At 40.8% G+C, this 22,119-nt stretch carries 15 protein-coding genes; 6 read left to right on the plus strand and 9 right to left on the minus strand.

Annotated elements, in window-relative coordinates; genetic code table 11:
• Nucleotides 1-7 precede the first annotated feature (7 nt).
• On the minus strand, nucleotides 8-1,372 hold the full coding sequence (gene trhP / locus AAEY97_RS01245; protein ID WP_101085695.1) for a prephenate-dependent tRNA uridine(34) hydroxylase TrhP: 1,365 nt from the start codon (nucleotides 1,370-1,372) through the stop codon (nucleotides 8-10).
• 247 nt (nucleotides 1,373-1,619) lie between these two features.
• Between trhP and AAEY97_RS01250 the strand changes: the two genes are divergently transcribed.
• Both AAEY97_RS01250 and AAEY97_RS01255 read left to right on the plus strand, forming a co-directional pair.
• Nucleotides 1,620-2,462: an HDOD domain-containing protein gene (locus AAEY97_RS01250; RefSeq protein ID WP_101085693.1), complete on the plus strand. Its 843-nt coding sequence runs from the start codon at nucleotides 1,620-1,622 to the stop codon at nucleotides 2,460-2,462.
• A gap of 124 nt (nucleotides 2,463-2,586) precedes the next feature.
• Entirely contained in the window at nucleotides 2,587-4,098 is a 1,512-nt protein-coding gene (locus AAEY97_RS01255; RefSeq protein ID WP_350995943.1) for a putative bifunctional diguanylate cyclase/phosphodiesterase, read from the plus strand.
• A 39-nt stretch (nucleotides 4,099-4,137) separates the two neighbouring features.
• Here AAEY97_RS01255 and AAEY97_RS01260 read toward each other — a convergent pair whose 3' ends face one another.
• The 8 genes from AAEY97_RS01260 to ettA all read right to left on the minus strand — a co-directional run bounded on the left by AAEY97_RS01260 (nucleotide 4,138) and on the right by ettA (nucleotide 18,050).
• Nucleotides 4,138-4,572, minus strand: a complete 435-nt coding sequence (locus AAEY97_RS01260; protein WP_192114431.1) for an acyl-CoA thioesterase — start codon at nucleotides 4,570-4,572, stop codon at nucleotides 4,138-4,140.
• 40 nt (nucleotides 4,573-4,612) lie between these two features.
• Nucleotides 4,613-5,299, minus strand: a complete 687-nt coding sequence (locus AAEY97_RS01265) for a substrate-binding periplasmic protein (protein WP_242445095.1) — start codon at nucleotides 5,297-5,299, stop codon at nucleotides 4,613-4,615.
• Between the two features lie 467 nt (nucleotides 5,300-5,766).
• Nucleotides 5,767-9,597 carry an EAL domain-containing protein gene (locus AAEY97_RS01270; protein WP_350995947.1) on the minus strand — a complete coding sequence of 1,277 codons (3,831 nt, stop codon included), beginning with the start codon at nucleotides 9,595-9,597 and terminating at the stop codon, nucleotides 5,767-5,769.
• 310 nt (nucleotides 9,598-9,907) lie between these two features.
• A complete protein-coding gene (locus AAEY97_RS01275) occupies nucleotides 9,908-10,381 on the minus strand; it encodes a LabA-like NYN domain-containing protein (RefSeq protein ID WP_350995950.1) in 474 nt (157 codons plus the stop codon).
• Nucleotides 10,382-10,398: 17 nt separating this feature from the next.
• The gene (locus AAEY97_RS01280) at nucleotides 10,399-13,503 is read right to left on the minus strand and encodes a multidrug efflux RND transporter permease subunit (RefSeq protein ID WP_350977735.1); all 3,105 of its coding nucleotides are present in this window, start codon (nucleotides 13,501-13,503) and stop codon (nucleotides 10,399-10,401) included.
• On the minus strand, nucleotides 13,503-14,540 hold the full coding sequence (locus AAEY97_RS01285) for an efflux RND transporter periplasmic adaptor subunit (RefSeq protein ID WP_335690496.1): 1,038 nt from the start codon (nucleotides 14,538-14,540) through the stop codon (nucleotides 13,503-13,505). The genes AAEY97_RS01280 and AAEY97_RS01285 overlap by 1 nt, the downstream gene beginning before the upstream one ends.
• A gap of 324 nt (nucleotides 14,541-14,864) precedes the next feature.
• On the minus strand, nucleotides 14,865-16,097 hold the full coding sequence (locus AAEY97_RS01290; RefSeq protein WP_335690021.1) for a hypothetical protein: 1,233 nt from the start codon (nucleotides 16,095-16,097) through the stop codon (nucleotides 14,865-14,867).
• Nucleotides 16,098-16,382: 285 nt separating this feature from the next.
• Nucleotides 16,383-18,050, minus strand: coding sequence for an energy-dependent translational throttle protein EttA (ettA, locus tag AAEY97_RS01295; RefSeq protein ID WP_011636506.1), 1,668 nt, complete (start codon nucleotides 18,048-18,050; stop codon nucleotides 16,383-16,385).
• Nucleotides 18,051-18,311: 261 nt separating this feature from the next.
• Between ettA and glyA the strand changes: the two genes are divergently transcribed.
• The 4 genes from glyA (at nucleotide 18,312) to AAEY97_RS01315 (ending at nucleotide 22,062) form a co-directional block, all read left to right on the plus strand.
• Nucleotides 18,312-19,565 carry a serine hydroxymethyltransferase gene (glyA, locus tag AAEY97_RS01300; protein ID WP_101085673.1) on the plus strand — a complete coding sequence of 418 codons (1,254 nt, stop codon included), beginning with the start codon at nucleotides 18,312-18,314 and terminating at the stop codon, nucleotides 19,563-19,565.
• A 114-nt stretch (nucleotides 19,566-19,679) separates the two neighbouring features.
• Complete coding sequence (gene nrdR / locus AAEY97_RS01305; protein ID WP_011636508.1) at nucleotides 19,680-20,129, plus strand: transcriptional regulator NrdR; 450 nt, start codon at nucleotides 19,680-19,682, stop codon at nucleotides 20,127-20,129.
• Between the two features lie 64 nt (nucleotides 20,130-20,193).
• Entirely contained in the window at nucleotides 20,194-21,339 is a 1,146-nt protein-coding gene (gene ribD / locus AAEY97_RS01310) for a bifunctional diaminohydroxyphosphoribosylaminopyrimidine deaminase/5-amino-6-(5-phosphoribosylamino)uracil reductase RibD (protein WP_350995954.1), read from the plus strand.
• 63 nt (nucleotides 21,340-21,402) lie between these two features.
• Nucleotides 21,403-22,062 carry a riboflavin synthase gene (locus AAEY97_RS01315; RefSeq protein WP_101085669.1) on the plus strand — a complete coding sequence of 220 codons (660 nt, stop codon included), beginning with the start codon at nucleotides 21,403-21,405 and terminating at the stop codon, nucleotides 22,060-22,062.
• The last annotated feature ends 57 nt before the right edge of the window (nucleotides 22,063-22,119 follow it).

Consider the following 22,119-nt stretch of genomic DNA (forward strand, 5'->3'; position numbering starts at 1 on the left):
CCTTAATTTAAGCTGGTTGATGAGGGTTTCGGGTGTCCATTCCCTCAGGTAAATTACGCATTAACATGGCTTTGTCGATATTAATAGCTGCTGGAAGCGCTAGAAACACAAAATGGCCTGAGCCTAAAGCAGAGTCAATCGATTCGCCTTTGCGATTTATTAACCATTCAATAGTGATAACAAAATTACCTTCAGTTGTCATTATTTCAACACTGTCACCGACTGAAAATTTATTTTTTACATCAATTTCAGCCAAACCCTCAGCATTTCGTTTACCGGTGAATTCACCAACAAATTGCTGGCTATCACTCACAGAATGGCCATATTGATAGTTTTGATATTCGTCATGAACGTGACGACGTAAAAACCCTTCGGTATAGCCACGATGCGCCAAACCTTCAAGGTTGTTCATTAATGTGCGATCAAAGTCTTTGCCTGTAGCGGCATCTTCAATTGCTTGGCGATATAATTGTGCGGTGCGCGCGACATAGTAAAAAGATTTAGTACGACCTTCAATTTTTAATGAATCAATCCCCATTCTGGTTAAACGATCCACATGTTGAATAGCCCGTAAATCTTTTGAGTTCATAATGTAGGTGCCATGTTCATCTTCAAACGCAGGCATGTACTCGCCAGGACGACCAGCTTCTTGCAGTAGCACTATGTCGCTACTAGGTTGGCCCGAACCTAATGTAGGGCTCTCAAACTGTACGGTTGGAGCCACAGGGATGATATCGCCAGTCTCTGTTTGTTGTGCTGGGTGTACATCGTATTTCCAACGGCATGAGTTGGTACAGGTTCCTTGATTAGGATCGCGTTTATTCATGTAACCAGAGAGCAAGCAACGGCCAGAGTACGCCATGCAAAGTGCGCCATGCACAAACACTTCTAATTCAATATCTGGACAACGTTGGCGAATTTCTTCAATTTCATCCAATGATAATTCACGCGATAAAATGACTCGCTTGATGCCTTGTTGTTGCCAGAATTTAACCGATGCCCAGTTAATCGCATTTGCTTGAACCGATAAGTGAACCACTTGTTCAGGAAACGCTTCGCGGACCATCATGATAAGCCCAGGGTCAGACATGATCACCGCATCAGGTTTCATCGCGATCACCGGTTGCATGTCTTTAATATAGGTTTTTAGCTTGGCATTATGTGGGGCAATATTACTCACCACATACAGTTTTTTACCGAGGGCGTGAGCCTCTTCAATACCGCTGGCAAGTGTCTCCATTTTGAAATCATTATTTCTAACTCGTAAGCTATAACGAGGTTGGCCTGCGTAAACAGCATCAGCACCATAAGCAAAGGCGTAACGCATATTTTTAAGCGTACCAGCAGGAGATAATAATTCAGGTTTAAACATGTTTTTTGACCTAATTGAACATTGTGTGATGAAAGGGGCGAAGCTTACTTAAGGATATTAGCGAGGACAAATATAGCCTTGGTATTTGTGAGGTTGGTTGTATTTTTATTGTATCGAAGGAATTTATAACTGTTAAATCAGCACAGAAAGATATAAATAATTGAGTTGTCGTCAGTTGAGTAATCGCAAATGTTATCGGTTTGGGTATATAATCCAACATTAGAGACTATTTATTTATGGAGAACCCATGTCTACGGAACATCAACTCTTGGTTGGACTATTAAAAAAGCTCAAAGATGATGCTTTAGTTTTACCAACATTACCTGAAGTGGCCATGCGTGTTCAAGAAGTGGTATCTCGTCAAGATTCGAGCCTTAAACAAGTAGCAGATATTATTGGACAAGATGCGGCTATTTCAGCCCGTATTATTAAAGTGGCAAACAGCGCTTTATATTCTCGTGGTAATAAAGCAGAAAGCATAAATGCCGCAGTTAATCGTATTGGTTTGGTGCAAATTAAATCCATTACCACGTCAGTTGCCATGGAACAGCTCTTTATCTCAACCAACGAAATGGTGTGGGAGGTGATGGATGAAGTATGGAAAACCTCTATTGAAGTGACGGCTTCATCTTGTGCGATGCTTGAAATGTATAACAAACGTCATCCCACTAAAAAACTAGACCGTGATACGCTTACCCTTGCGGGATTGGTACATAATATTGGTGCATTACCAGTATTAACCGAAGCAGAAGTTCACCCAGAATTGTTTAGCCGAATTGATGACTTACGAAGTCTCGTACGTAAAATGCAGGGGCCGATTGGTCGTGCGGTATTAAAAACGTGGGACTTTGCCCCAGAAGTTATGGAAGTGGTGGAGCGTTGGGCTGATCTTCATTATATGCCTGAAAAAGTGACTTATCTCGACTTTATTCGTTCTGCGGCATTTTATACTGGTGAACTTAGAGCCGGTGAAGAGTTAGAAGAAAGGTTAGGTGTCTTTGTTCTACGAGGTTTACCTGTAACACCAGAAGATCTTGCTAGTGATGAGTTTATTGATATGTACCATTCAATTAAGCAAAGTTACGAATAATGCTATGTTAAGTGAGTTTCACGGGTATTAATCAATGAGCTAACATTAAATGATTAATATCTAAGTGAGATGTTTTTGATGTTTAAATAACCGATGGCTAAAACTGTAACATGATGAATACTTAATGAATTATTTGCTAATAACAGTGTTATTTATGATTGTGATTATGCTGTGCACCATTGCATTTCTCCATTGGCGTCAGCACCGTTTTATTAAACAATTAACTCACTCGTTAGAATTACAATTACTCAATCAAGATTCATTTAACATAGATTCTCCTGCCAAATCGTTAAAACCGCTCATTAATGTCCTTCATCATTTACATCAATCAAGCCTATTTAGCACCGAACGAGATAAGTTAACCGGATTAGCTAATCGTGTCGGCTTTAAACGTAAAATGTTGTCAAAAATGCCTATTTCAGAAGGTATGTTAGTGCTGGTGGATATTCGACAATTTCGTTTTGTGAATGATTTATTTGGTTTTTTATTTGGTGACAAATTGCTGAAAGCTTTTGCCAAGCGGATAGATAACCTGAACTGTAAAGCACAGTTCATCGCACGTATGAACGGTAATGAATTTTTGTTGTTTTTCCAGCAACCGTTGACTGTCGAGCAGTTGCAAACGATAAAAAATGATTTACAAAGTCCATTTGAAATAGAACAACAGCCAATCAGTATCAAAATGCAGCTCGGAGTATTGTCGCTCAATGAGCATCATGCCGATGTCAGTTTGATGCTGCGCCGTTTAGATTTAGCACTGAAGAAAGCCAAAGCATTAAAACAGCCGATTGCTTTTTACGATCAAGATGATGATAAAGCACAATACCGAGAATTGTTGATTATTAATGGCTTGCCTAAAGGGTTAAAGCAAGGTCAATTATTTATGGTATTTCAACCAAAGCTAGACATAAAAAGCGGCCGATGTAAGCAGGTTGAAGCGTTAATTCGTTGGCAACATGAAGGCTTAGGATTAATTTCTCCAAATGAATTTATTCCATTAGCGGAACAGACCGGAATGATCGATATTCTGAGTAGTTGGGTGTTAGATAACGTATTGGCTCAACAAGCCAAATGGCGAAATATGGGGGTTTACGTTAATGTAGCCATTAATTTGTCATCTACTGATTTAGATAATCCAAACCTTGCTGCCGATGTCGCCACCAAACTATCCCAGTATCTGGTTCCTGCCGAAACCATTACCATTGAAATTACTGAAAGTGTGTTAATGAAATCGCTCGAGCAAACGATTGTTACCTTAAATCAATTACGTGATATTGGAGTTAAACTTGCGATTGACGATTTTGGTACTGGTCATTCTTCTTTAGCTTATTTGCGTCATTTGCCCGTTGATGAAGTGAAAATTGATAAAGCCTTTTTAGATGAATTTGAAACATCTCAAGCGGCGAAACAAATTGTTAAGACCAGTATCGAGCTGGCTAAAAATTTAGGTTTTGAAGTGACGGTTGAAGGGGTTGAATCTAAGTCTGTTTTAGATGCATTACATCTTTTTGGAGTAGACACTATTCAAGGTGATTACTTTGCTAAACCATTTACTGCCAGTGAGTTTGAACATCTTTATCCGCAACTTAATTATCAAAAAATTAATAATCCACACTTTAGTGATCCTAAAAGTTAACTCTCTTCAACGTTAAATGTCGTTGTGTCTGATGGTTAATTACTTAAATCCTGCTGATAAATAAGCGATTAATTCTACAGGCATAGGTGAAAGTTGACGCTTCTGGTTCATGCAGACCATTTCAATTGTAGCGGTTACTGCAGGTTTTTTAGCATTAGGCCGCCATATTTGTTGTTTCCATACGGTACGATATTTACTTTCAAAATAAAATTGTGTGCGCACATCAATAATATCTGCAAACTCAACCCCATCGTGACATAACATATCGCTGCGATAAACGGCAAAACCCAATTGTTGTTGCTGCCAAAGTTGGCTGAGTACATCTGCGCCGATGACATGTTCACGCGCACGCTCGAAATACTTTAAGAAGTTAGGATGATATACCACACCAGAAAAGTCGGTGTCCTCATAATAAATTTGTACAGAAAAAGAGTGAACTGGGCTGTACTTGTGCTCTACAGAGGGGTGACTCATTACACTATGACCTTATGTTATTGATATTGTGGTTATGTCGTTAATCATTTGAAGGCAGAAGTAGCTGCTGGTACTTACCTTGTCTTTGTAACGTTAGCAGCCCTTTGTCGAGTAATTGGCTAATGTGCTCTGCTTGAGGGTTAAGTTTAGAAAATGCGACGAAAATTTTACTGGTATGATTATTAAACTTAGCTTTTATATTACGGCTAACACCCATCTGTTCGATGTAAACATCAGCAACAAGATCATACATAATGGCGGTATCAATTCTGCCTACTAATAATAAATTGATTAATTGGCGCTGGCTATTTACCGTGATGACGTGTAGCTGCAGCTGTTCAACAAGCGTCGTAAATTCGTCGCCGTACTCATAACCACTCACAATACCAATCGTGCTTTTTATTGGGATCTGCCATTTATTATCCGCAATGGTAGGGTGTTCTTTGGCAAAGAAAAAAGAAGCTGTTACCGTAAACAAAGGTTCATTACCGAATATAAATCGGTTAATAGTGCTTTGCTCTTTTGTTACATTAAAAACGCCATCAACCGAACCTCGCTCGGTCATAATCAAACCACGAGTATAGGGTACGACAATAGTAGAAACGTCAACATCAACTTGCTTAAAAGCCTGTCTAATAAGGTTATGGGAAATACCATTACCCACTTCATCGGCAAAAGGAGGCCAACTATCTTCTGCAGCTAAAGTGATTTTTAGTGGTTCCGCCACGGCGATGGTCGAGTTAAATGTATATAGAACTCCCACTGATATGAATATCAATTGGATGAATAAACGAGCTCGTTTGGGCATGGGAATGTAATCAAAAATTAGTTTTTTGTAACGTATTAACGACATATAATCCTTTATAGAAGTGTCCTGCTACGGCCCAGCAAGAATAACACTTTTGCAAATAAAGTGATATTCCCAATCATGTGAGCCCTCTCATTGTTGATTTAAATAATAACAATGTAATGCGATATGAATAAGCATTTCACAGGCAATTATCTGCCTTGAAATGAATGTGTCTTCGCATCAATAACGAGAGTTTAAGGCACCTTATTAGGGTTAGTTTAGAATACAGATTGATAGGTAACAGCATCGTTAGTGAAGGTTATGTGTGTTTGCAGACGTCGCAGTAAGTCGTTAACAGTTTGGGTGCTGCTTATGCATGAATCGCTAATAAGTTGCCGCTCTCATTATTCGTTTTCAACTTCAACATATTCACATAAGGTTAACTTGTTATGTAGAAGACATACTTCTAATTGAGTGACATCAAGAGCATGACTGAATAAAAAACCTTGAACTATTTTACAATTGTACTGTTTCAATTTAAGCAGTTGAGCATGAGTTTCGACGCCTTCTGCAATGACATCTAATTTCAGCTCATTACCTAAGGTAATGATGTTTCGTAATACTATATTGCTGGTTTCTTCAGGCAAAATACTGCTTAAAAACCCCTTATCAATTTTTAAAGTATCAATGGGGAACTGGGTCAAATAGTTTAATGACGAATAACCTTTGCCAAAATCATCTAGGGCAATACGTACGCGTAATTGTTTGAGTGCTAATAGAACGTCTTGTGCTGTTTTTAAATCTTTAATGAGTAATGACTCGGTTATTTCAAGTTCAAGATGATGAGCCGGGAAGGCGGTTCGTTCTAAAATGGCAGCAATGTCATCAACAATAGTCGGTTGTGATAATTGTACCGGTGAAATGTTAACCGAAATATTGCCTCTCAGTATCCCTTGTTGAAGCCAACGATATCCTTGCTGACAGGCTTGTTCAAGTACCCATAATCCAATATCGATAATTAAGCCACTGTCTTCAGCTTGATCAATAAAGCGGCTAGGAGATATCATCCCGTGTTGAGGGTGATTCCAACGAAGTAACGCCTCTAAACCGACAATCTCATGTGTATCAACGCAACATTTTGGCTGGTAATGCACTTCAAGTTGCGCATCTGACATGGCATTATTTAGCTGATCTTTAATCAATAATCTTTCTAATAGTGCCGTGGATAATGTTTCGTTAAAAAAGTAACTTCCGTTTCGCCCATTTTGTTTAGCTGCGTACATGGCGGTATCAGCATGTTTTAATAATGTTTTGGCATCTTTACCATCTTCAGGGAAGCATGCCACACCAATACTGGCAGAACTGTTTAGCCAATATTGATTGATTTGATAGCCTTTGTTGAGCGTTTGACGAACTCGTTCAATGATATTAACTAAATCTCGGTTCACGTCGGCCGCAACTTGCTCGTATGGAATGATTAAGGCAAATTCATCTCCGCCGAGTCGAGCCAATACATCTTGTTGGCTTAAACAATGCTGAAGCCGTTTACCTACTTGGATAATGAGCTCATCGCCTACGTCATGGCCCATAGAATCGTTAACTTCTTTAAAGTGATCTAAATCGATAAACACCACAGCGGCGGTGTTGTATGGATTAGACATAAGTAATGACAGTTGTTGATTAAAATGAAACCGGTTTGCCAATCCCGTTAAGCTGTCAAAGTTAGCCCGGCGACTGAGCTCTCTCATTTGTTTTATTCGAGATAACGCAAACAAAATCATAATCAATATAATCATGGTGCCCGAAGCAATTAATGCGTAATACCACCAGGCTTTTTTAATGTTAAATGCAAATTCTGCCTGTTGGTTGCTCCATATACCGTCGCTATTGGTGCTTTGTACTTTAAACACATAATCACCAGCGGCTAAATTAGTGTACATCGCCCGAGGTAGTAATGTGGTCAGCCAATCCTGATCGAACCCGGCTAACATATATCGATATTGATTCCGTTCAGGGGCGGTATAGTCTAATGATGCAAATGAAAACTGGATCATGTTGTTGTCGTAATCAAGTATCGGCTTCGGGGGAGGGTTATGGCTGTTAATATTAATATACGATTTATTGGCTATTTTTGCCGAAGTGATATGCACCGGAGGCGCAAAATCATTTTGGCTAATAGTGTCGATATCTATCTGTATCACCCCTTTATTAGTACCTAATAGTAACTGGTGTTGATAAATGGCTATTGCGGCTTCATTAAAGGTTAAGTTGTCGGTGTTAATCACGCTGGGATAAACACTTATTTTAGCGGTTTTGGGGGTATATTTGATCAACGTATGCTGGCTCGTTAGCCATAAATTACCTTGGTCATCACCAATGACGGCTTTTAAACGGTTATCTGGTAGGCCTTGCTGACGTGTAATGTATTCAATGGTAAATCCCTGAGGTACATTTGATGTTGGAATTATTTTTGCTAACCCGAGACCTTGGGTTGCTGCCCATATAATGCCTTGTTTATCTTGGTAAATACCGCCTATTCGGATGTTCTCTCTTTCATTACCTAAGCTTAAGTGCGAGGTGATATCCGTTTTAGGATCGATAATGAAAATACCATTGGTGGTGGCTAACCATAACTCACCTTGGGTAGCGATTAAACTGTCGAAGGTGAAATTCCCACCTGAAGTATAAAGATTATCCGCATCGTTAAAATAATGTTTTATTAAACCTTTTTGCGGGTTAAATAGCATTACGCCAGCGTCTAAATAGCCAGTGATCCACACATTGCCTTCTTGGTCTGGGTCAACAGTATAGAAATCAGTATTAGGAAAGCCATAGGGATTATTCACTTTATTACTAAAGTGTTGCACAGTGTCAGAGCGTTGATCATAAAAACTCAGGCCTTCAGCGTCAGAAAACCACAGATTATTATCTTTGTCTGTTGTTACGTTCCAAATATTGTTTATTAATGATGGAGTGGTTTTATCTTTTAAAGGTCCTAATTCAACCGTTTTATTATCGATGTTTATCTTATCGATACCCTTATTTGTTGCTACCCAGGCATCACCTGATTGCGTTAAGGCTATTGCGTAAACATTGCCTCCTGATAGCTCTGATTGGCTGGCAAGGGGTTTATACAGTCGACTTGATTTTTTCAATGGCGTGTAAAAGGCCGCACCTTGGTTAGTCGCAAACCAAATGATTCCTGAATGGTCGATAAATACATCATCAACATCATTGGTCGGTAATGATTGTTGATTAAACGTTTGTGAGGTTAACCAGTCAAAATGTTCGGATGCGACAGTTAAATTTGCCGCACCTTTATCGGTACTAATCCAGATATGTTGATCGTCTTCAATCGCTATGCTGGAGATGTAGTTACTGGGAATTTGTCCAACCTTTGGTTGTTTTGGACTAAAAAAATGCTGGAATGTGTTGTCGTTAGGCATAAATTTAATTAAGCCAAAATGTTGGCTACCAAACCAAAGTTGACCATGATTATCTATTTGACTCGTCAGAATGTAATCATTAAATAAATCTGCCGTAGTAACGGCTGAACCTGTAGTGGATATTGCTTGTGCTTTATCTGATTGATATAGCTGCATTGTTGTACTGTTGGGTTCTAATAATGCGAGACCATGGTCGGTCCCTACCCAAATACGGTGTTGAGTGTCTTCTACTATGCTGTAAATAGATGTTTCTACAGGAGTATCTTGTTGGTTTAAATATAATGGAACCGAGATAAAATCGGTTCCATGCTCTGTTTTATATTGTAACCCACTGCCAGTACCTATCCATAGCTGACGTTTTGAATCCAAGTATAAACGCATTATCCAATTGGTGTTTTGAGCGAAAGGCTGTTGTGAGGTGGGGTAGGTGTTAAGTTCATCATCGACGGTGAGTTGATTAAGACCGTCTTCAGTAGCGAACCAGATATTGCCTTGGGCGTCTTCGATAATATCTGTCACAAAGTTATTCGATATATGTCTTTTGGATCCCGGTGAAAACTGAAAATTTATAAACTCTTGGCCATCATAACGGCTCACACCAGCATCGGTTGCAAACCATAAAAATCCATTTTTTTGCTGATAGATAGAGGTGATCATGGTTGACGGTAAACCGTCAGCAATATTGAGCCTATCTATTTGAAACTGTTCTGCGTTTGTGGCTGAAATAAAGGCAACTGAAAGAAGTAAGCATAACAGCGAGCATAACCATCTTTGGAAAAAGAACACCATCAGAGACCTTATTATTATTTTTATAAAAAACTGATTTTGATACCTATAATAACAGGATGATATATTGTAAATACAGTCACTATTTTACACAACAAAATAATAACATTGTTTGTGGGTTTGGGATCTACTCATCTTCCTTTCATCAAATTTAAACTGTATTGATGAGAAGAAACTTGTGTAAGTGAAGGCTGAATGGCTGAGGAATAAATCAAACTAATTCCTGTTGGTATCAATCTTAGCGATATTTTTGTCGTATGTGTTAGCTTTGTCGCTTGTGCTTAAAGTGGGTGATTATTGTCATTGTTTGTATTTAAATAAGAAGCGAGGCATCGATTGCGGTGAAGTGCTGGGCTTGATCGGTTAATGATTTTGCAGTGAGGCGATCAACACTTAATACATGGGTGTAGCATGTGGTCGTTTGATTGATTTTTTTGAGTAATAAATCGAAATCACCATCACCAGACAGTAAAATAACCTCATCTACCGTGGGCGCTATCTCTAGCATGTCGATGGTAATCCCAACATCCCAATCTCCCTTGGCGGAACCATCACTGCGCTGGATATAAGGTTTGGTTTTAACCGTAAAACCAATATGTTTTAGTGCATCTTGAAATTTAACCTGACCGTCATCGGCTGGTGCTATAGCGTAAGCTATTGCGTGGCTAATAGTGCCCTGTGCCGACAAATGTTTGTATAAAGCTCGGTAATTGAATGAACGGCCAAAACCTTGCTTACAGGTGTAATAAATATTTTGCACATCTACAAATACGGCAAGCGTTGTCATTATTACACCTGTGAAGATTAAGGCTGTTGCGCTTTTTGAGCGGCAATGGCGTCATTAAGTTGTGCTTCAACAAACCCTGGAGAGTGAGTTGACGAAGAAATAAGTCGGTACATTGCGGGTATCACCAATAGGGTGACAACGGTCGCAAATGCCATGCCGAAGAATATCACAGTTCCTACCGCAATACGGCTTTCACTCCCCGCGCCGGTTGATACGATTAATGGTATGGCACCAATAAGGGTGGTAAAGGCTGTCATTAAAATGGGTCTTAAGCGACGAGCCGATGCGTCAATAATGGCATTGTCGAGCGATAAGCCTCGGTCGCGTAGCTGATTAGCAAACTCAACGATTAATATACCATTTTTAGTTACCATACCAATCAACATGATCATGCCAATTTGGCTATAGATATTCATCCCTTGATGAGTGAGCACTAAGCCAATAAAGCCACCAAAAATCCCCATGGGAACGGTAAACATCACCACTGCAGGATTGATAAAACTTTCAAATTGAGCCGCCAATACCAGATAAGCAATCAGCAGTGCTAAAGCAAATACAATGAGCACTCCAGCTTGGTTCTCTTTAAAGTCTTTTGACTCACCCGTGTAGGCAATTGAAATATCGTTTGGCAGTAATGTTATTGCGCGTTGTTCTAAAAAGTCGAGGGCTTCGCCAAGGGTATAACCTTCGCCTAAATTTGCCTTGATGGTGATCGATTTTTGCTTATTGGTATGACTTAATCGTTGCGGCGAGGCAACTTCTTCAACTTTAGTGACGGTATCAAGGGTGATTAATTCGCCTTTGCTGCTTCTAAAGTAAATCTTACTGAGGTCTGTGACGCTGTTAAAGCTGTTTTCATCACCGCGAAGGTACACATCATATTCTTCGCCACGTTCAACAAAGGTTGTTTCACTGCGGCCGCCCAACATGATTTCTAAGGTTGTCGCTATTTCTGAAACGCTAATGCCTAACTCTGCAGCTCGTTGCTTGTCTACCGTCACAACAAGTTCTGGTGTGGTCTCTGCGTAATCTAAATCAGCCCCGTCCAGCATAGGGCTTGCATCGGCTTCTTGTTGTAGTACTTGAGCCCATTTAAATAACTCAGAATAGTCAGAGCCGCCCAGTACAAATTGAACCGGTTCACTTGATTGGCCTCTAAATCCTGGCAACATTGGCCGTACCATGACATCTGGAATGTCTTTTAACGTTTGGCTGATTAACGCTAACGCTTGTTTAATATCGGTATCACGATCTTGCCAGTCTTCTAACTGGATAATCGCAAATCCGGTTTGATCTCCCGCTCGACCGCCAAATGCTGGCGCTTCAACGCTAAATGATTTCACTACTCCTTGACCCAATAGTGGCATTAATCGGTTTTCAACGATGTCCATATTGGCAACCATGCGATTATAACTGGTGCCTTCGGCGCCTTTAATAAACGCAAATAATACCCCGCGGTCTTCTTGTGGTGAGAGTTGAGAAGGGACTTGTTGCAAGAGTAAATAGCTACCACCGATGCAGGCGATAATAATGAATGGTGCTGCCATGCGCCAGTGCAATGCCCATTTGACCATACTACGATACCGTTGCTCTAAACGATTAAAGCCATTATCGATCGCAATGTTAAAACGATTTTTCTTCACATTGGCTTTTAATAGTTTACTGCTCATCACTGGGGTAAGGGTAAGGGCGATAAGGGATGAAAACAGCACCGACATTGCCAGCATCACGGAGAACTCAGTAAACAATAACCCGACCATGCCATCCATAAATGAAATAGGTAAAAATACCATCACCAGTACTAGGGTAGTTGATATCACAGCAAAACCGACTTCGCGAGTCCCTTTATAGGCCGCAAGTATCGGTTTTTCACCTTGTTCAATATGGTGGAAGATATTCTCAACCACAACGATGGCGTCATCAACCACTAGACCAATGGCTAGAATAAGCGCCATTAGGGTTAATAAGTTAATGGAATAACCTAAGCTGTATGCCGCCATAAATGCGGCAATTAATGATACTGGTACTGTGACTGCAGGAATGAGTGTTGCCCGTACTTGACCGATAAAAATGTACAGCACAAGAATAACCAATACCCCAGTAATGAATAGGGTGTTGTAAACCTCATTAATCGAGCGCGCAATAAACACATTGGCATCATAATCGACAACCAACTGCGTTCCTTTTGGCAGAAAACTCTGCACTTTGTCGACTTCTTGTTGTACTTGCAATGATATATCTAATGGGTTGGCATCAGATTGCGGCACTATGCCTAGGCTTAGGTTAACGATGCCGTTACTTTTAAAGGTCGAGTTTTCATTTTCTGCCCCAATGAACACGCTAGCGACATCTTTAAGATAAATAGGTGTGCCATCGTCAGCAGTGTGGACAACTAAATAGTTGAAGTCTTCTGGGCTGTAATATAGCCGTTTTGTTCTGACTGACATGACGGTGGTGTCGTTACGGACTTCGCCACCGGGTGTTTCAAGATTTTCGGTATTTAACGCACTAATAATGTCGTTGGTAGTTACATTTCTACCGGCCATTAATTGCGGTTTTAGTTGTACATACATGACTTTGTATAAGCCACCAGAAATATTGACTGAGCTAACCCCAGTAATTAAGCTAAATCTGTCCTCTAATACTCGCTGGGCGTAATCAGTGAGTTGAGTACGATCCATATTTTCAGAGCTTAAGTTGACGTAAATCGACGGCTCACCAGTACCATTATCTTTAGATACAATCGGATCATCAGCTTCATCGGGTAAGCGACGTTGTGCTTTGGCAACGGCATCTCGTACGTCACTGACGCCTTCGGTTAAGTCCCAACCTAGTTCAAACTCGATTGAAATACGTGACATGCCATTTCGAGTGGTTGAGGTGATTTCATCAATACCGCTGATGCCAGTTAATTCATCTTCAAGGCTCTTAGTGATTTTACTTTCCATAATAGTGGCAGATGCACCGCTATAAGTGGTCATGACGGTCACTACCGGATTTTGTACGTCGGGCATTTCTCTAACCGACAGTTTAGAGAACGACACTAAGCCAAAAACACACAGTAATAAACTTAATACAATCGCAACTACAGGGCGCTTTACCGCCGTATCACTTAGCCACATTATTGTTGCTCCTGTTTAACAGGGCTTGTTTGAGCTTGCTTAGCTAAGTCTTTTACTTTGACACCATCACGCATATTTACCAGCCCTTGAACGACGATGTGGTCGCCGATGTTAATGCCAGATTCCAGTAACACTTGGTCGTCAATTCTGGCGCCTAACATCACTTCGGTGCGTGTGGCGATATTGTCCTGGTTGATTACGTAGACATAACGTTTGGTACCAGAATATTCAAGTGCTTGTACCGGAACAATAGGGGAAGACACGCTTGGAAATACCAGTGTCGCTGACATCATCATACCGGGCTTTAATTGACCCTTTTGATTATCAAACTGACTACGAATATTGAGATTGAGTGTTTGTGAATTGACGCGTGGATCAATAGCGATAATCTTGCCAGTAAAAATGGTTTTATTCCATGCTCTGCTGGAAGCGTTTACCGACATTCCTGTACTTAACAAAGAGAGATAATGCTCCGGCACTTGTAAATCGAGCTGTAACACGGATAAATCATCAAGTGATAATAGTGACTCATTGATACTGACCATCTTGCCGCGGCTGAAGTTAACCAAACCAGTGTTTCCGGAAAATGGCGCGGCTAGAGTATGGTAATCCAGATCGGTTTTAGCTGATTCAAGGCGAGCGAAAGCAATATCAACACTGGACTTTTGCGCTTCTATTTCTGTTTGAGTGATGGCATTAACGTGAATCAACTTGTTAAACTCATTAAGCTTACGCACTTCATCTTGATAATAGGCTTGCGCTTCGGTCACGCTGGCTTTTGCTTTGCGGTTATCAAGTGTCAGTAGTGCTTGGCCTTTATTGACGTATTGATTAGATGTGACGGCTATGCTGTCTATTTTTCCTGCGACTTGTGGCGCTATCATTACCGAGTGAGTTGCCGCCAGTTTTCCTATTAAGGTAATTGATTGCGAAAGCTCATGTTGTTCAACGGTGGCGGTGACGACAGGAACCACTTTTTCAGCGCGAGGAGGTGTGGGCGCGGCAATACCATTGGAAATAAACCCAACATATCCCATCATCAATACGGTAGTCGAAAAAAGACATTGGCTAAGTTTTTTGATCATTTAAGTACACATCTCTATAAGCAATAATTGATGATGTCGTTACAAGACGACATTGGCTAACGACTAGCCCGTGATTGATGCAAGCTTATTGTAATTATATTTGCTTAATTCAGCGTAAAGTAATGTAAATCTTTTAATTTTCTTTGTAACAAGGCGCATATCAATAGTGGGTTTTGATGATGCTATAGCAACAAAAAAAGCCATATCCGAAGATATGGCTTTGATTTATGTCAGCCAGGCTGAACAAATAGTTATGTTAAAACACTGGTTGAAACATTACTTCTCGATAGGCTCGTTAGTAAATTCAATGTTTTGCTTTTTATTGACAGGTGTAACACCCATAAAGTATTCATAACCTTTATCGGATGATTTCTTTTTGGCATCATCATCACTTAACTTAATACTGGTTTGGTCTGAAAACAAGGTGTATTTAGCCTTAGTTTTTTGGACTACAGGCTGCGGTTTAGCTGATGGTTTAAGAATGCCTTTTGGGACTTCTGCTGTCTCTGCTTTAGCTTGGTTGCTGGCTGTATTAGACGCAGCAACATTGGCAAATTTATAATTAAATACGCCATTGCCTTCAACATTTTCGACGCTTGATTTATCTTGATTTTGGTAAGACGCTAAAATGCCGTGTTTCCCTAAAGGGATCTCGTGAAAAAGTTTTTTACCCGTGCCTACTTTGGTGCCATTGATATACCAATCTGCTGGTACGTTACTGATTAAGGTAACCATCGCCGACTTAAGGCCTAATTCTTCATTTAACATTGAGTCAATTTTATCGTTATAAGAAGGCTTAAAGTTCATTGCCACTTTATAATGCAAATCGCCTCTCATATTCATATTGGCGTCGATAACTTCATATGACAATAAAACACTTTTGTCATTTAAAAACGGCGACTCATTACGAGTATTGGATAAAATGCTGCTTTTAGACTCTTTCAAACAATCTGCGATAGTTTGATATTTTGAACACTCAGTCGAACCATTAATATTGACTGGCAGTGTGCTGCTTGATTTAGATAAATCTGCAATTAAACGATTAGTAATATCAGTTTTGAGTTTAAATAGTTGCTGACTTTTAGCGGCACGTTTTTTATTTATCGCCTCATATTCAGTTAATATTTCAACCTTTTCAGTTTCAAGGCGTTTACTGTCTTCTTCTGCCTTTAGGGTTAATTCATCGACTAAATTGACAGACTCTTCAATTTGTTTATAGGTTTCTGGAAGCCCTGTTTTAGCCCGAATAACCTTAGGTAATTCTGTAATAAGCTCATCGTAGCGCTGCTGTTCTGAAACAATTGTTTTTTTCAGACCTTCAACGTCATAGGCTTTTTTATTAAGCTGTGAGAATTTGTCATTAACAGTGATTAGCAGAGAATCGATATCGTATTGATTTTCAATTTTATTGAGAGTCTGCTTTTCTGATGTGGTAATGACTTCGAGTGCCGCAAATGAGTTGCTTGCGTATAAGCACAATAAAGCAAGGCTAATTGAACCGTATCTCACTGATATCTCCATTAAATTTCTCTACAAGCTGGAACCATCGACACTCTGTATTGCGCTGAGTGTAATCAGCAAAGAGTAAAATAATCCGTTAATAATTTATAATACTGAAGTTATTTTGGCTTTACAAACAGATTGTGGTGCATTGCTCACAATAAATTGACAAATTTTTGACACTTGTCGAGATTTCGATCGTTAGTTTTGTAATAACCTTTTAAATAATGGCTAATATAATAAAGCAGAGCGCTGAGGCTCTGCTTTATTATTCAACACTTTATTGCAGACTAATTATTTATTTAAACGCTTGTATTTTAATCGATGCGGTTCTACTACATCGGTGCCTAAGGTGGCTTTTAACCAAGTTGAGTACTCAGTATAGTTACCTTCATAGAAGCTCACTTTACCTTCATCACGGTAATCCAAAATATGGGTCGCAATACGGTCAAGGAACCAACGGTCATGGGAAATAACCATTGCACAACCAGGGAACTCTAATAACGCTTCCTCTAACGCTCGTAAAGTTTCAACGTCCAAGTCGTTGGTGGGTTCATCGAGTAATAATACGTTGCCACCGGCTTGTAATAACTTAGCTAAGTGAACTCGGTTGCGCTCACCACCCGATAATGAACCAATTATTTTCTGCTGATCGCCACCACGGAAGTTAAAGCGGCCTACGTAAGCACGGCTAGAAATTTCAGTGTTGTTGATGCGCATAATATCTTGGCCGCCTGAAATTTCTTGCCACACGGTGTTTTTGTCATTCATCGAATCACGAAACTGATCAACCGACGCAATTTGAACCGAATCACCGACAGAAATAGAGCCACTGTCTGGTTGTTCCTCGCCTGAGATCATTTTGAATAAGGTTGACTTACCCGCACCGTTAGCACCAATAATGCCGACGATAGCGCCCTTAGGAACCGTGAATGTCAAATCATCAATCAGTACGCGGTCACCATATGACTTGGTTAAATTAGTCACTTCAATGACTTTGTCGCCTAAACGAGGCCCTGGTGGAATAAACAGTTCATTGGTCTCGTTACGCTTTTGGTAATCGTTGGTGTTCAATTCTTCAAAGCGAGCCATACGGGCTTTACCTTTTGATTGACGACCTTTAGCACCTTGGCGTACCCACTCTAATTCTTTAGCAATGGTTTTTTGGCGGGCGCTTTCTGTGGACGATTCTTGGGACAAGCGCGCATCTTTTTGTTCAAGCCAAGATGAATAGTTACCTTCCCATGGAATACCTTCACCGCGGTCGAGTTCTAAAATCCAGCCAGCAGCATTATCTAAGAAGTAACGATCGTGGGTAATCGCCACCACAGTGCCGTTATATTCTTGTAAAAAGTGCTCTAACCACGCCACTGATTCTGCATCCAAATGGTTGGTTGGTTCGTCGAGTAATAGCATTTCTGGTTTTTCAAGCAATAAGCGACAAATGGCCACTCGGCGACGTTCACCACCAGAGAGTACGGCAATTTTCTCATCCCAATCGGGCAGACGTAATGCGTTAGCTGCACGTTCAAGAATATGATCAAGATTATGCGCATCTTGAGATTGGATGATGGCTTCTAATTCGCCTTGCTCTTTTGCAAGTGCGTCGAAGTCTGCATCGGGCTCAGCATAAGCAGAATAGACCTCGTCTAAGCGTATTAGTGCATTTTTAGCTTCGCTTAGGGCTTCTTCGACGGCTTCGCGCACAGTTTGTTGTTCGTTTAAGCGCGGCTCCTGCGGTAAGTAGCCAATTTTTAACCCAGGCATTGGGCGTGCTTCACCTTCAATTTCGGTATCTATTCCCGCCATGATGCGCAGCAATGTTGATTTACCTGAACCGTTTAACCCGAGCACACCAATCTTAGCGCCAGGAAAGAAGCTTAACGAAATGTCTTTTAATATTTGCTTTTTGGGTGGGACAATTTTACCCACACGAAGCATGCTGTATACAAATTGAGCCATAATTATACTGTCTAATTGTCAACAAAGATGGTGATAATTCTACTGTATTATGTGCTGAACTCAACAGGCAATTGTGTGATTTTATCTAGCGTGCTTTTTAGACTCAATTCGCTAAACAATCTGCTAGCTTGGTGTTATCAACATGAATCGTTTTGTATTCAGAACACAGTGAATTTCATGTTGTTTGTACTGTAAATCATTATCGTTGCAGAGTAGAATACCGCGCAACCCTACTATATAGATAATGATGTTGGAGCTACTATGTTGAAGAAAGCGATGAATATTGCGGATTATGATCCAGAATTATTTAAAGCCATTGAAGATGAAACTTGTCGTCAAGAAGAACACATTGAATTGATTGCATCTGAAAACTATACCAGTCCACGTGTGATGGAAGCGCAAGGTTCTCAGTTAACTAACAAGTATGCTGAAGGTTATCCAGGCAAGCGTTATTATGGTGGGTGCGAATACGTTGATGTTGTTGAAACATTGGCTATTGAACGCGCAAAAGAATTATTTGGTGCAACTTATGCCAACGTACAGCCTCATTCAGGCTCACAAGCAAACAGCGCAGTGTTTATGGCGTTGTTACAACCGGGTGATACTGTTTTAGGGATGAACCTTGCTCATGGTGGTCATTTGACCCATGGTTCACCAGTGAATTTTTCAGGCAAGCTTTACAACATCATTCCTTACGGTATCGATGAAGCTGGCAAAATTGATTATGACGAAATGGAGCGTTTAGCCATTGAGCACAAGCCTAAGATGATGATCGGCGGTTTTTCGGCATTTTCAGGCATAGTCGATTGGGCTAAAATGCGTGAGATTGCTGATAAAGTTGGTGCTTATTTGCTTGTTGATATGGCTCACGTTGCAGGCTTAGTGGCTGCAGATGTTTATCCAACCCCTGTCCCACATGCACATGTGGTTACCTCAACAACTCATAAAACATTAGCGGGTCCACGTGGCGGGATTATTATTTCTGCTGCCGATGATGAAGTGTTGTATAAAAAGTTGAACTCAGCGGTATTCCCTGGTGGCCAAGGTGGCCCTTTAATGCATGTAATCGCAGGTAAAGCGGTTGCATTTAAAGAGGCATTAGAGCCAGAGTTTAAAGTATATCAACAGCAAGTGGTTAAAAACGCTAAAGCTATGGTTGAAGTATTTTTAGCTCGCGGTTACAAAATTGTTTCTGGCGGTACAGAAAACCATTTAATGTTGGTTGATTTAATTGGTCGTGATTTAACCGGTAAAGAAGCAGATGCTGCATTGGGCAATGCCAACATTACCGTCAACAAAAACTCAGTACCTGATGATCCACGTTCACCGTTTGTCACCTCTGGTGTTCGTATTGGAACGCCAGCAATTACTCGTCGTGGTTTTAAAGAAGCAGAAGCGAAAGAATTGACCGGTTGGATTTGTGACATTCTTGATGATGCATCTAACGCCGAAGTGGCTGAACGAGTGAAAGGTCAAGTGTTGGCATTATGTGCCCGATTCCCTGTATACGGTTAATCGTCACTTGATGCCTGTTGAAAAGGTTTAGGTTAACCTTGCTCAACAAATAGGATAAACTTTAATGGCCGCTAATTGTTAGCGGCCATTTTGTTTTTTTCTGCAGGAGGTTCAATGCATTGCCCTTTTTGTAGCGCGACCGATACCAAAGTTATAGATTCTCGATTAGTGGCTGATGGTCACCAAGTACGTCGCCGCCGGGAATGTACCGAATGTCATGAACGTTTCACCACGTTTGAAGGCGCAGAATTAGTCATGCCTAGAGTCATCAAACGTGACGGCACTCGACAACCATTCGATGAAGAAAAATTGCGTGGCGGCATGCTACGTGCGGTCGAAAAACGCCCGGTCTCAATTGATGAAATTGAACAAGCATTGACTAAAATCAAATCAACACTGCGCGCGACAGGTGAGCGTGAGGTGAATTCTGAAATGATTGGTAATCTGATGATGGAACAGTTGATGAGCCTTGATAAAGTGGCATATATCCGCTTTGCATCGGTTTATCGCGCATTTGAAGATGTATCCCAATTTGGTGAAGCCATTGCTAAATTGCAAAAGTAATGCTGCTTAATAATATCTGTTTTAATGGTTTTAATGGCATTTAAGCAATAAGAGATTATCTCCCATGTCTAACTGGTCCACCTTTGACACCCAAATGATGAGCCGTGCCATCGCGCTTGCCGAGAAAGGCCGTTATACCACTCGGCCAAATCCTTGTGTTGGTTGTGTCATTGTTTATCAGAATAAGATTATTGGTGAGGGTTATCATCAACGTGCTGGCCAAGGGCATGCCGAAGTTAATGCGCTGAAAATGGTGCATGATAATGGCTTGTCTGCTGAAGGTGCCACCGCATATGTCACTCTTGAACCTTGCAGTCATTATGGCCGCACACCACCTTGTGCTTTAGGCTTAATTAATGCCAAAGTTGCCAGAGTTGTGGTATCGGTGACCGATGCAAATCCACAAGTGTCTGGTCGCGGTATAACCCTGTTACGTGAGGCTGGTATTAACGTTGATGTTGGATTGCTCAGCGAACAAGCCTATGACCTTAATCTGGGTTTTATGAAGCGGATGAAAACAGGACTTCCTTGGATAACGGTAAAGATAGCAGCCAGTTTAGATGGTAAAACGGCTCTGTCTAATGGCGTGTCGAAGTGGATTACTGGCAGTGCAGCAAGAGCTGATGTGCAAAAATACCGCGCTAGCCATTGTGCATTAATCACTGGTGTTGAAACCATTCTTGTCGATGACCCAAGCCTTAATGTGCGCTATGAGGCGTTAGGTGAGTTAACCACTCTCCATACAAAAGATGAAATCTTCCAACCTCTAAGGGTTGTGCTCGACAGTCGCGCAAGATTAACAGCAACACAACAATTATTTTCAATTCAAAGTCCTATTTTACTGGTTTCTGGCTGTGATTATCCCGAAAGCACTAAAGCTGCATTTCCCGATCACGTATCATTTCTTCAGTTAACGTGTGACTCGTCAGGCAGAATCCCATTGTTAGCTTTGCTAACATATTTAGGTCAGCATATTAATTCTGTTTTAGTTGAAGCCGGTGCTACCTTAGCCGGAGCATTTGTCGCCCAAGGGCTCGTTGATGATATTGTGCTTTACCAGGCGCCTAAACTATTAGGTAGCCACGGACGTAATATGTTGCAGTTACCTAATTACAGTACAATGGAGCAAACGCCAGCACTGCAATTAATTGATGAACGCAACGTTGGACAAGATAAGCGTTATATCCTCAGATATAATCAACCCTATTAATGTGCGTGTTGTTCAGTCCAAAACCTGAGCAACAGCAAAGTTTAACTGCAAAAAGTGAGTATTATGTTTACAGGAATAATCGAAGCCCTTGGCACATTACGTAAAATTGATCGCAAAGGTAACGATATCCGCTTAACAGTTGCCAGCGGTAAGCTGGATTTAACCGACGTAAAGCTAGGTGACAGTATAGCAACCAATGGCGTGTGTTTGACCGTTGTTGAGCGTTTAGGTGATGGTTACGTGGCTGATATATCAGCTGAAACCGTTGACTTAACTGGCTTTAGTCGTTATCAGGTCGGTCAAAAGGTTAATCTTGAGAAAGCGGTTACGGCAACCACTCGATTAGGTGGACACATGGTAAGTGGACACGTTGATGGCATTGCAAAAGTTGAGCAATGCGCTTACAGAGGTAAATCACTAGAGTTTTGGTTATCGGTACCGGCCCAATTAAGTCGCTATATTGCTCACAAAGGTTCGATCACCATCGATGGTGTGAGCCTGACTGTTAATGAAGTCGATGGTGCTCGTTTTAGATTAACGATTGTACCTCACACTGCAGGTGAAACCACGCTGGTGGATTTAAAAGTAGGCGATAGTGTCAATATCGAAGTCGATTTAATCGCGCGTTATTTAGAACGTTTAATGCAACCGGAAACTAACCATGTGCAGCCTTCATCGGGCGTGACCATGGAGTTACTCGCTAAATCAGGTTTTTTACGTTAATCGCGACAGTAAAACACCATTTGTACCCTATACATAATATGCAATACCAATAGATTT

The organism is Shewanella sp. TB7-MNA-CIBAN-0143 (genome assembly GCF_040310065.1).
Lineage (GTDB): Bacteria > Pseudomonadota > Gammaproteobacteria > Enterobacterales > Shewanellaceae > Shewanella.